Origin of the sequence: Kitasatospora sp. NPDC059408, assembly GCF_042751525.1 — a bacterium.
Classification (GTDB): domain Bacteria; phylum Actinomycetota; class Actinomycetes; order Streptomycetales; family Streptomycetaceae; genus Kitasatospora.
The window spans coordinates 1-11,943 of the sequence record NZ_JBHYWI010000146.1 but is presented as its reverse complement, the minus strand read 5'-3'; the positions used below and the strand labels follow the sequence as shown (position 1 = coordinate 11,943).

Here is an 11,943-nt window from a genome sequence, read left to right as displayed (position 1 = left end):
TCTGATGATCAGAGCGGCATGAGCCGTGTAACGGGAGACTGTTACGCACGGTTCTGTGAGGGCCGAGGGGTGAAATTCCCCTCGGCTACTCGGCAGGTCGGCCCTCAAGCGCCGTACACTGACGAGCCGTTGGAGCTCCCGGAGCCGCTCCCCGCCGGCTCCACCCGCCGGGCCCCGCTCGGCCTGGTGGCCGGAGCCCGCAGCGGTGACAAGGGCGGCGACGCCAACCTCGGCGTCTGGGCCCGCGACGACGAGGGCTGGCGCTGGCTCGCGCACATCCTCACGGTCGACCGGCTGCGCGAACTCCTCCCCGAGGCCCAGGACTTGCCCGTCACCCGGCACGTGCTGCCCAACCTCCGCGCGCTCAACTTCGTCATCACCGGCCTGCTCGGCGAGGGCGTCGCCGCCCAGCACCGCTTCGACCCGCAGGCCAAGGCGCTGGGGGAGTGGCTGCGTGCCCGGTATGTCGATGTCCCCGAAACGCTCCTCGACCGCACGGAGGCGTCGTGACCGTCCTGCCCACCCGCGTCGACCCGGCCGCGCCCGACCACGCCGAGCACCGCGCCGCGATGCTCGACAAGCTCGCCGCCCTCGACGCCGAGCACGCCAAGGCGCTGGCCGGCGGCGGCCCCAAGTACGTCGAACGCCACCGCGCCCGCGGCAAGTTGCTGCCGCGCGAGCGGATCGAGCTGCTGATCGACGAGGACTCGCCGTTCCTGGAGCTCTCCCCGCTGGCGGCCTGGGGCAGCGACTACCCGGTGGGCGCCGCGCTGGTCACCGGCATCGGCGTCGTCGAGGGCGTCGAGTGCGTGATCACCGCCAACGACCCGACGGTCCGCGGCGGCGCCAGCAACCCGTGGACGCTGCGCAAGGCCCTGCGCGCCAACGAGATCGCGCTCGACAACCGCCTCCCGCTGGTCAACCTGGTCGAGTCCGGCGGCGCCGACCTGCCCAGCCAGAAGGAGATCTTCATCCCCGGCGGCGCCCTCTTCCGCGACCTCACCCGGCTGTCCGCCGCCGGGATCCCCACCGTGGCCGTGGTGTTCGGCAACTCGACGGCCGGCGGCGCCTACGTGCCGGGCATGTCCGACCACACCGTGCTGGTCAAGGAGCGCGCCAAGGTGTTCCTCGGCGGCCCGCCGCTCGTGAAGATGGCCACCGGGGAGGAGGCCGACGACGAGTCGCTCGGCGGCGCCGAGATGCACGCCCGGACCTCCGGCCTGGCCGACCACTTCGCCGTCGACGAGGCGGACGCGCTGCGCCTCGCCCGCCGGATCGTCGCGCGGCTGGACCACCGCAAGCCGGGCCCGGGGCCGGACGCGTCCGCCGAGCCGCCGAAGTACGCCGAGGAGGAACTGCTCGGCATCGTCCCGGGCGACCTCAAGGTGCCGTTCGACCCGCGCGAGGTGATCGCCCGGATCGTCGACGGCTCCGACTTCGACGAGTTCAAGCCGATGTACGGCCCGAGCCTGGCCACCGGCTGGGCCCGCCTGCACGGCTACCCGGTCGGGATCCTCGCGAACGCGCAGGGCGTGCTGTTCAGCGCGGAGTCCCAGAAGGCCGCCCAGTTCATCCAGTTGGCGAACCAGCGGAACACCCCGCTGCTGTTCCTGCACAACACCACCGGCTACATGGTGGGCAAGGACTACGAGCAGGGCGGGATCATCAAGCACGGCTCGATGATGATCAACGCCGTCTCGAATTCCACGGTGCCGCACCTCTCGGTGCTGATGGGCGCCTCCTACGGTGCCGGCCACTACGGCATGTGCGGGCGGGCGTACGAGCCGCGGTTCCTGTTCGCCTGGCCGAGCGCCAAGTCCGCGGTGATGGGCCCGCAGCAGCTGGCCGGGGTGCTGTCGATCGTCGCCCGCCAGTCGGCCGCCGCGAAGGGGCAGCCGTACGACGACGACGCGGACGCCGCGATCCGCGCGATGGTCGAGCAGCAGATCGAGGCGGAGTCGCTCCCGGCGTTCCTGTCCGGCCGGCTCTACGACGACGGCGTGATCGACCCGCGCGACACCCGGACGGTGCTCGGCCTCTGCCTGTCCGCGATCCACAACGCGCCCGTCGAGGGCGCGCGCGGCTACGGCGTCTTCCGGATGTAGAAGCCGGATGGAGAAGGTAGAAGGGGACCTGGAATGATCACCAACCTGCTGGTCGCCAACCGCGGCGAGATCGCCCGCCGGGTGTTCCGCACCTGCCGCGCCCTCGGCATCGCGACCACCGCCGTGCACTCCGACCCGGACGCCGGCGCCCCGCACGTCCGCGAGGCCGACGCCGCCGTCCGGCTGCCCGGCGCCGCACCCGCCGACACCTACCTGCGCGGCGACCTGATCGTCCGGGCGGCTCTGGACGCGGGCGCCGATGCCGTCCACCCGGGGTACGGATTCCTGTCCGAGGACGCCGGGTTCGCGCAGGCGGTGCTCGACGCGGGCCTCACCTGGGTCGGCCCGCCGCCGGCCGCGATCGCCGCGATGGGCTCCAAGACGGCCGCCAAGCGGCTGATGGCGCAGGCGGGCGTGCCCGTCCTCGACGCCCTCGCCGAACCCGCCGAGGCGGACCTGCCGCTCCTGGTCAAGGCGGCCGCGGGCGGCGGCGGCCGGGGCATGCGCGTCGTCCGCTCGCTGGCGGAGCTGCCGGGCGAGATCGAGGCGGCGAAGGCCGAGGCCGCCAAGGCCTTCGGCTCCGACGAGGTGTTCTGCGAGCGCTACCTGCCCACCGGCCGGCACGTCGAGGTCCAGCTGATGGCCGACGCCCACGGCACGGTCTGGGCGGTCGGCGACCGCGACTGCTCGCTGCAGCGCCGCCACCAGAAGGTGATCGAGGAGGCCCCGGCACCCGGGATCCCCGACGCCGTGCGCACCGCGCTGCACGCGGCCGCCGTCTCCGCCGCCCGCGCGATCGGTTACGTCGGAGCGGGCACGGCCGAGTTCCTCCTCGCGGAGGACGGCCGCTTCCACTTCCTGGAGATGAACACCCGCCTCCAGGTCGAGCACCCGGTCACCGAGGCCGTCACCGGACTCGACCTGGTCGCGCTCCAACTCGCCGTCGCCGAGGGGGAGAAGCTCCCCGCCGCACCCCCGCCCACGAATGGCTGCGCGATCGAGGCCCGCCTCTACGCCGAGGACCCGGCGCACGACCACCGGCCCGCCACCGGCACCCTGCACCACTTCGAACTCACCGTCCCGCACGAGGAGTTCGGCGGCACGCTCCGCCTCGACTCCGGCGTCGAGAACGGCAGCACCATCACGCCGCACTACGACGCGATGCTCGCCAAGGTGATCGCCTGGGCCCCGACCCGCGCGGCCGCCGCCCGCCGCCTCGCCGACGCCGTCGCCCGCGCCCGGCTCCACGGACCCACCACCAACCGGGAGTTGCTCGCCCGAGCACTGCGCCACCCGGCCTTCCTGGAGGGCCGCCTGCACACCGGCTTCCTCGCCGAGCACGCGGCCGACCTCACCGCCCCGGACGACAAGGGCGCCGCGCGGGCGGCCCTGGCCGCCGCCCTCGCCGACGCGGCGGAGCGCCGCACGCCGCTGCCGTCCGGCTGGCGCAACCTCCCGTCCCAGTCGCAGGTCAAGCGCTACCGGGCCCCCGACGGTGGCGAGTTGGAGGTGCGCTACCGCCTCACCCGGGACGGCCTGCGGGCCGACGACCACCCGGACACCGAGCTCGTCGAGCACGAGCAAGAGCACACGCCGGAGAGCGTCACCCTCCGCCACGGCACGATCCGCCGCACCTACCGCGTCGTCCGCTACGGCCCGGACGTCTTCGTCGAGACCCCGGACGGCACGACCGCCCTCACCGTCGTCCCCCGCTTCCCCGACCCCGCCGCCCAGACCGAACCGGGGGCCCTGCTCGCCCCGATGCCCGGCACCGTCATCCGGGTCGCCGCCGCCGTCGGCGACACCGTCACCGCCGGGCAGCCCCTGCTGTTCCTGGAGGCGATGAAGATGGAGCACCGCGTCGTCGCCCCCGCCGACGGCACCCTCGTGGAACTCCGCGCCACCCCGGGCCGGCAGGTCGAACTCGGCACCCTGCTCGCCGTCGTCAAGCCCTTCATCGTCAAGCCCTTCGTCGTCAAACCCTCCGTCGTCAAACCCACCGTTGTCGCCCAAGAGGCCTGAGGAAGGACCCCGCATGTCCGCCATCGGCAGTCAGCTCCTCGAAACGCCCGAACGTCAGGCCCTGCGTCGCGCCGTCGGCGACCTCGGCCGCCGCTACGGCTCCGCGTACTACCTGGCCAAGGCCCGGGCCGGCGAACCCGCCGACGAACTGTGGGCCGACGCCGGCAAGGCCGGCTACCTCGGCGTCAACCTGCCCGCCGAGTACGGCGGCGGGGGCGGCGGCATCACCGACCTCGCCATCGTCCTGGAGGAACTGGGCACCGCCGGCTGCCCGTTGCTCCTGCTGATCGTCTCCCCGGCGATCTGCGGCACGGTCATAGCCCGGTACGGCACGGACGAGCAGAAGCGCCGCTGGCTGCCGGGACTGGCCGACGGCACCCGCCGGATGGCCTTCGGCATCACCGAGCCGGACGCCGGCTCCAACTCGCACCGGATCTCCACCGTGGCCCGCCGCGACGGCGAGGACTGGCTGCTCACCGGCCGCAAGGTGTTCGTCTCGGGCATCGACCACTCGGACGACGTGCTGTTCGTCGCCCGCACCGAGACTGCCGACACCGGAGGGGGCCGCACCGGCAAGCTCAAGCCCTGCCTGTTCGTCGTCCCGCGCGAGACGCCGGGCTTCGAGTTCCGGGCGATCCCGATGGAGCTCGTCGCCCCCGAGAAGCAGTTCCAGGTGTTCCTGGACGACGTCCGGCTGCCCGCCGACGCGCTCGTCGGCGACGAGAACGCGGGCCTGCTCCAGCTCTTCGCGGGCCTCAACCCCGAGCGCATCCTGACCGCCGCGTTCTCGCTCGGCCTCGCCCGCCAGGCCCTCGGCAAGGCCGTCGAGTACGCGAAGACGCGGACGGTCTGGTCGACCCCGATCGGCGCCCACCAGGGCCTCGCCCACCCGCTGGCGCAGTGCGCGGTGGAGATCGAGCTGGCCCGGCTGATGACGCAGAAGGCCGGGCTGCTCTACGACGCGGGCGAGGACCTCGCGGCCGGCGAGGCGGCCAACATGGCCAAGTACGCGGCCGGCGAGGCCGCCGCCCGCACGGTCGACCAGGCGGTGCAGACGCTCGGCGGCAACGGCCTCACCCAGGAGTACGGGCTGGGCGCGCTGCTGGCCGCCACCCGGGTCGGCCGGGTGGCCCCGGTCAGCCGCGAGATGGTGCTCAACTACGTCGCCCAGCACACCCTCGGGCTGCCGAAGTCGTACTGACGGCGGATCACTTGACTCCGGTCAGGTGGGCGAACACGACGGTGTTGGACTCGTAGCCGGTCTTCCGGTCGAACTTGCCGCCGCAGGTGATCACCCGCAGCTCGGCCCGCTCGGTGGCGCCGTAGACGAGGGCGTCCGGGAAGTCCTTCTTCGGGAACACCCGGACGGAGTCGATCGTGAACACCGCCGTGCGCCGGTCCTTGCGGGCCACCTCGACGGTGTCGCCGGGGCGCAGCAGCCCGAGCCGGTAGAAGACGGCCGGCCCGGTGCGGTTGTCGGCGTGCCCGATGGTGATGGCGTTGCCGGCCGCTCCCGGCGCGGCGCCGTCGCGGTACCAGCCGGCCAGGTTGCGCTGGTCCATCGGAGGGGGGTTCAGCTGCCGGGAGGCGCTGAGCCCGAGGCCGATGACCGGGGCGTCGACCTTGATCGCGGGGATCCGGATCCTGGTCGGCGGCGAGGCGGGCAGCGGCGGGTGGGCGGGCGGTGCGGCCACCGGCGAGCGGCCGGGGCTGGGCGCCGGGATGCCCGCGGCGGTCGCGGAGGGCGCCGGCAGCGGCGGCCCGTCCCGGCCGTCGGTGCCGACGTGGACGAGCCAGATGCCGCCCGCCGCGAGAGCCAGCGCGACGACCCCGGCCGTGACCGGGCCGGGGCCGCCGCGCGGTACGCGGAAGGGGAGGTCAGGAGTCGGCATTGGTCCCGGGACGGCGGCGCATCGCGCGGATGGTGAGGCCGCCGGCGCCGACGAGCAGTGCGACCCCGCCGATCACCTCGGCGGCGTTGGCCCCGGAGGTGCCGCCGCCACCGGTGGGCACCCCGCCGTGGGGCCCGCCGCCGGGGGAGGCGCTGGGTGAGTGCGAGTGGCTGGGCGAGGCGCTGGGGGACGCGCTCGGCGACGGCGACGGTGACGGCGAGGAGGAGGGCGACGACGACGGTGAGTGCGACGGCGACGGCGACGAGGACGGCGACGACGAGGGCGACGACGACGGCGACGAGGAGGCGCACGAGACGTCGAAGACCTTCTGCTTGGCGTTCCCGTTCTCGCCCACGAACGTCCATTCGAGCTTGTAGTGCCCGTCCGGGAGGGTGAAGTTCTGGGTCGCGCCGGTGCCGTTGGTGAGCACGATCGACCCGGCGAGCACCTGTGCGGTGCCGGTCGGCGGCTGCTGCGAGATCGTCCAGCTGACCAGTTGGATCGTGTCGAAGTTGAAGGCGTCGAGGTAGAACTTGCAGACCTTGGGCTCGTCACGGGTGTCGTCCACCGGCGTGGTGTCGCTGTGGATCTTGACGTCGCCGTTGTCGCCCGGTGCGGCGAACGCGAGCGGTGCGCCGCCGAGGGCGAGGACGACGGCCGTGGTGGCGGCGGCGAGCAGGCGGCGGCCGCGCGGCAGGGTAGGGGAGGTGGCTCTCACGGTTGGGGTGCTCCAGGTTCCGGGGCCGCTCCCGGGGGCGGGCGGCCGTGGTGCACACCGTCCGACCGGGCGCCCCCCGGCGGCAACTGTGCCACGCGCGCTCCGGCCGTCGTTCCCCACAATGGCCCAGCGTCCCTCCGCTGTCCGTATGCTCCTGAACGCGCCCCCGGCCGACCCGCCCCCGAGACCCGTCGCCGGTCCAGAATCCACCTCAACTTCCTTAGTGGAGGCTTACCTTGGTGTTCCTCAGCGACTTCCCCGACGTACCGACGATCGACCTGCCGATCCACGACGCGGTGCTCGGCGACGCCGAGCGGTACGGCGACCGGCCGGCCCTGATCGACGGCCTCACCGGACGGACCGTCAGCCACGCCGAGCTCGCCGGGTCCGTGCGCAGGGTCGCCGCCGGCCTGGCCGACGCGGGCGTGCGCAAGGGCGACGTGCTGGCGCTCTTCAGCCCCAACACGATCGCGTACCCGATGGCGTTCTACGGCGCCACCCGGGCCGGCGCCACCGTCACCACCGTCTCCTCCCTCGCCACCCCGGGCGAGCTCGCCGGCCAGCTGCGCGACAGCGGCGCCCGCTGGCTGGTCACCGTCTCCCACTTCCTGCCCACCGCCGCGAAGGCCGCCGAGCTGCTCGCCGCCGAGGGCCGCCCGCTGCGCGAGATCGTCGTGCTGGACGGCGCCGACGGCCACCGCTCGCTCGCCGACCTGCTCGCCAGCGCCGCCCCGGTGCCCGAGGTCCCGATCGATCCCGGCGAGGACGTCGCCGTGCTGCCGTACTCCAGCGGCACCACCGGCCTGCCCAAGGGCGTCATGCTCACCCACCGCTCGATCGCCACCAACCTCGGCCAGGTGGACGCCCTGTACCGCCCCGAGCCGGGCGAACGGGTGCTCGCCGTCCTGCCGTTCTTCCACATCTACGGCCTCGCCGCGCTGCTCAACCAGCCGCTGCGCTGCGGCGCCGCGGTGGTCGTGCTGCCGCGCTTCGACCTGGAGCAGTTCTGCCGCGCCATCGAGGAGCACCGGGTGCAGGCGCTCATCGTGGCCCCGCCGATCGCGCTCGCCCTCGCCAAGCACCCGCTGGTGGAGCGCTTCGACCTGTCCTCCGTCGAGTACCTGCTGTGCGCCGCCGCCCCGCTCGACACCGAGCTCGCCGCCGCCTGCGCCCGCCGCCTCGGCCTGCCGCACCTGCTCCAGGGCTACGGCATGACCGAGCTGTCCCCGGTCACCCACGTCGTCTCCCCGCACGACACCGACCCCTCGCCCGGCGCCGTCGGCCGGATGGTCCCCTCCACGGAGCTGCGCGTCACCGCCCTGGACGGCGCCCGGACGGACCTCGGGCCCGGCGAGCCCGGCGAGCTCCTGATCCGCGGCCCACAGGTGATGAAGGGCTACTTCGGCCGCCCCTCCGAGACCGCCGCCGTGATCGACGAGGAGGGCTGGCTGCACACCGGCGACGTCGGCTTCGTCGACGACCGCGGCTACCTGCACATCGTCGACCGGGTCAAGGAGCTGATCAAGTACAAGGGCTACCAGGTCGCCCCCGCCGAACTGGAGGCCGTCCTGCTGGGCCACCCGCAGATCGCCGACGCCGCCGTCATCGGCGTGACGGACGCCGAGGGCACCGAGTGTCCCAAGGCCTTCGTCGTCCGGGTGCCCGGCAGCAGGCTCAGCGCCGAGGACGTCACCACGTTCGTCGCCGGCCAGGTCGCCCCCTACAAGAAGGTGCGCGCGGTCGAGTTCGTCGAGGCCGTCCCCAAGTCCCCCGCCGGAAAGATCCTCCGCCGCGAACTGCGAGCCCGAGAGGCGGCGGCCCGCTGACCCGCACGCAGGGCGCATCTGTGAGGATCGACCCGCCGAGCCCCCACCGGAACAGGAACCGCCAGCACCGATGACCAGCCACCCCGCCGTCCGCACCCCCCGGCAGGACCGCAGCCGTGCCACCCGCGCCCGGCTGCTCGCGGCGGCCGTGGACTGTCTGGCCGAACGCGGCTGGCACGGCTCCACCGTCGCCGTGGTCGCCGAACGCGCCGGGGTCTCCCGGGGCGCCGCCCAGCACCACTTCCCGACCCGCGAGGACCTGTTCACCGCGGCGGTCGAGCACGTCACCGCCGAGCGGCTGGCGGCCGTCCGCGCCCACGCGGACGAGCTGCCGGCCGCCGGCCCCGACCGCACCGGGGCCGTCGTCGACATGATCGTGCGCCTCTACACCGGCCCGCTGTTCCGCGCCGCCCTGCACCTGTGGACGGCCGCCGCCACCGAGGAACCGCTGCGCGAGCGGATCATCGCCCTGGAGGGCCACGTCGGCCGCGAGGCCCACCGGGCCGCCGTCGAGTTCCTGGACGCCGACGAGACCCGCCCCGGCGTGCGCGAATCGGTGCAGGCCACCCTGGACCTCGCCCGCGGCCTCGGCCTGGCCAACCTGCTCACCGACGACAGCGCCCGACGATCCGGAGTGATCCGGCAGTGGGCGGGCCTTCTGGAGAGTACGCTGCGCCCGGTACGCCCATGACGCCCGTACGACAGGAGCGACCGGAACGGCCCCCCTCCAAGGGGTCGCCGGGCGGCCGATGTCCGTGCAGTCTGGAGAAGAATCCCGGCCGGCACCGACCGCGAGGCCCACCCGGCCGGGCACGAGCCGAACCGGGGTGCTGCCTGATCATGCACGGACACGAGTGGGACGCGACCGACGCCGCCGGCCCCGCACCGGGTGCCGCCCCCGCACGTCCCGAGGGCCACCGACTGGTCCCGCTCGCCACCGTCCTGGTCCAGGGCGACGGCCTCATCCTGCACTGGAGCGAGGACGCCGAGGCCCTGCTCGGCTTCACCGCCGACGAGGCCGTCGGCAGCTACGCCGCCCGGCTGCTCACCGACGAGCGCGACCGCGGCGAGGTCCTCGCGATCTTCCAGCGGATCATGGACGGCACCGGCACCTCCTTCGTCTTCCCGGTGCGCCACCGCGACGGCCACCGGGTCGAGCTGGAGTTCCGCACCTACCCGATCGCCGGCCCGGGCGGCACCCTCCTCCTGCTCGCCACCGCCTCCGACACCGGCGCCATCCACGAGATCGAGGCCGACCTCGCCGTCCTCGACGGCATCTTCGGCCGCTCGCCGATCGGCATGGCCGTGTACGACACCCAGCTGCGCTACGTGCGGATCAACGAGGCGCTCGCCCGGATGAACGGCGTCCCGGCCGCCGCCCACCTCGGCCGCCGGATATCCGCCGTCCTGCCCGGCATCAACACCGCCGAGATCGAGCAGACCATGAGACAGGTGCTCAGGACCGGCAAGCCCGTCGTGGACGCCCGCTCGCACGGCCGCGTCCCCGGGGACCCGAGGCGCGACCACGCGTGGTCCGCCTCCTACTTCCGCCTGGAGGACTCCACCGGCCGGGTCTTCGGCGTCGCCTCCTCGATCATCGACGTCACCGAGCGCTTCCAGGCCGAGGCCCGCGCCTCCCGCGCGCAGGAACGTCTCGCCACCATCGCCGAGGCCACCGCCCGGATCGGCACCACCCTCGACCTCCAGCGCACCGCCGAGGAGCTGATCGAGGCCGTCGTCCCCCGGTTCGCCGACTTCGCCACCGTCGACCTCCTGGAGCCGGTGCTGCGCGGTGCCGAGCCCACCGCGATCCCCGCCGACCGCGCGATCAAGCTGCGGGCCGTCGCCGTCGGCGAGTCCTACGAGTCCGGCCTCACGCACGCCGTGGACGCCGTCGGCGAGACCTCCGAGTACGCCCCCCACCGCAGCTACACCCAGTGCCTGCGCAGCGGGAAGCCGCTGCTGCGCGCCCACGTGGACGAGGAGGTCCTGCGCGGCCTGGTCGCCAGCGAGGAGCGCGTCGCCCCCGGCATCGCGGCGGGCATCCACTCGTACCTGATGGTGCCGATCTCGGCCCGCGGCATGGTCCTCGGCGGCTCCGAGTTCATCCGGATGCGCAACCCCGAGCCGTTCACCGACGCCGACGTCGCCCTCGCCGAGGAGCTCGTCGCCCGCACCGCCCTCGCGCTCGACAACGCCCGGCTCTACCGGCGCGAGCGCGAGACGGCGCTCACCCTCCAGCGCAGCCTCCTGCCGCAGGAGATCCACCGCACCCTCGGCCTGGAGATCGCCTACCGCTACCTGCCCAGCAGCGTCGTCAGCGAGGTCGGCGGCGACTGGTTCGACGTCGTGCCGCTGTCCTGCGGCCGGGTGGCCCTGGTGGTCGGCGACGTGATGGGCCACGGCATCCGGGCCGCCGCCACGATGGGCCAGCTGCGCACCGTCGCCCGCACCCTCGCCACCCTCGACATGCCGCCCGAGCAGGTCCTCACCCGACTGGACGAGACCGCGCACGGAATCGGCGAGGGCCAGTTCGCCACCTGCATCTGCGCGGTCTACGACCCGCTGGAGCGCACCGTCCAGGTGGCCTCGGCCGGCCACCTGCCGCCGGTGTGGGTCGGCCCCGACGGGCTCGCCCGCCGGGTCGACCTCCCGCCCGGCGTGCCGCTCGGCGTCGGCGGCGTGGCCTTCGAGTCGATCGAGTTCACCCTCCCGGAGGGCGGCATGGTCGCCCTCTACACCGACGGCCTGGTCGAGCGCCGCGGCCAGGACATCGACAAGGGCATCGACCTGCTCGCCCGCACCCTCGCTGAGCCCGGCCGCACCCTGGAGCAGACCTGCGACGCCGTGCTCGGCGCCCTCGTCACCGACGGCACCGACGACGACATCGCGATGATCATGGCCCGGGTGCTGCCGCTGCCGGCCGACCGGATCGCCACCCTCCCGCTCACCGGCGGCGGCCGCCTGCCCGGCAAGGCCCGCCGCTTCACCCGCGCGACCCTGGAACGCTGGGGCCTGACCCCGCTCGCCGACTACGCCGAACTGCTGGTCAGCGAGCTCGTCACGAACGCCCTCCTGCACGCCGACGCCCCGCGGAGGCTGCGGCTGTTCCGCGACCGCGTGCTCACCGTCGAGGTCTCCGACGCCGGCGGCCAGACCCCGCAGCTGCGCCCCTTCGCCGAGCAGGACGAGGGCGGGCGCGGCATGTTCCTGGTCAGCGAGCTCGCCCAGCGCTGGGGCAGCCGGCTGACCAGGGACGGCAAGGTGGTCTGGGCCGAGCTGGAACTGCCCTTCAGGGCGAGCCACTGACGGCGGCGGGCCCCCCCCCCCGGCCACCGGGGGGGGGCGCCCCCCCCCCCCCGGGGACACAAGGTTTGGTG

Annotated in this window: 8 protein-coding genes and 1 pseudogene; 7 read left to right on the top strand and 2 right to left on the bottom strand. The window is 74.1% G+C overall.

The window, feature by feature from the left end; all coding sequences use genetic code 11:
• The 4 genes and pseudogenes from ACFXDE_RS42740 to ACFXDE_RS42725 form a co-directional block, all read left to right on the top strand.
• Positions 1 to 510 (top strand): annotated as a pseudogene (locus ACFXDE_RS42740) (hypothetical protein); the annotation flags it as partial.
• Entirely contained in the window at positions 507 to 2,105 is a 1,599-nt protein-coding gene (locus ACFXDE_RS42735; protein WP_380499624.1) for an acyl-CoA carboxylase subunit beta, read from the top strand. The pseudogene ACFXDE_RS42740 and the gene ACFXDE_RS42735, both read left to right, overlap by 4 nt.
• A gap of 33 nt (positions 2,106 to 2,138) precedes the next feature.
• On the top strand, positions 2,139 to 4,127 hold the full coding sequence (locus ACFXDE_RS42730; RefSeq protein ID WP_380499622.1) for an acetyl/propionyl/methylcrotonyl-CoA carboxylase subunit alpha: 1,989 nt from the start codon (positions 2,139 to 2,141) through the stop codon (positions 4,125 to 4,127).
• 13 nt (positions 4,128 to 4,140) lie between these two features.
• The gene (locus ACFXDE_RS42725; protein ID WP_380499621.1) at positions 4,141 to 5,328 is read left to right on the top strand and encodes an acyl-CoA dehydrogenase family protein; all 1,188 of its coding nucleotides are present in this window, start codon (positions 4,141 to 4,143) and stop codon (positions 5,326 to 5,328) included.
• A 7-nt stretch (positions 5,329 to 5,335) separates the two neighbouring features.
• Here the strand turns inward: ACFXDE_RS42725 and ACFXDE_RS42720 are convergent, their stop codons facing one another.
• Positions 5,336 to 6,019, bottom strand: coding sequence for a class F sortase (locus ACFXDE_RS42720; protein WP_380499619.1), 684 nt, complete (start codon positions 6,017 to 6,019; stop codon positions 5,336 to 5,338).
• Complete coding sequence (locus tag ACFXDE_RS42715; RefSeq protein ID WP_380499617.1) at positions 6,006 to 6,737, bottom strand: hypothetical protein; 732 nt, start codon at positions 6,735 to 6,737, stop codon at positions 6,006 to 6,008. The genes ACFXDE_RS42720 and ACFXDE_RS42715 overlap by 14 nt, the downstream gene beginning before the upstream one ends.
• A 236-nt stretch (positions 6,738 to 6,973) precedes the next feature.
• Between ACFXDE_RS42715 and ACFXDE_RS42710 the strand changes: the two genes are divergently transcribed.
• The 3 genes from ACFXDE_RS42710 (at position 6,974) to ACFXDE_RS42700 (ending at position 11,872) form a co-directional block, all read left to right on the top strand.
• Positions 6,974 to 8,563, top strand: coding sequence for a 4-coumarate--CoA ligase family protein (locus tag ACFXDE_RS42710; RefSeq protein ID WP_380499615.1), 1,590 nt, complete (start codon positions 6,974 to 6,976; stop codon positions 8,561 to 8,563).
• A gap of 70 nt (positions 8,564 to 8,633) precedes the next feature.
• Positions 8,634 to 9,254: a TetR/AcrR family transcriptional regulator gene (locus tag ACFXDE_RS42705; protein WP_359962005.1), complete on the top strand. Its 621-nt coding sequence runs from the start codon at positions 8,634 to 8,636 to the stop codon at positions 9,252 to 9,254.
• A gap of 149 nt (positions 9,255 to 9,403) precedes the next feature.
• Complete coding sequence (locus ACFXDE_RS42700) at positions 9,404 to 11,872, top strand: SpoIIE family protein phosphatase (protein ID WP_380499613.1); 2,469 nt, start codon at positions 9,404 to 9,406, stop codon at positions 11,870 to 11,872.
• The last annotated feature ends 71 nt before the right edge of the window (positions 11,873 to 11,943 follow it).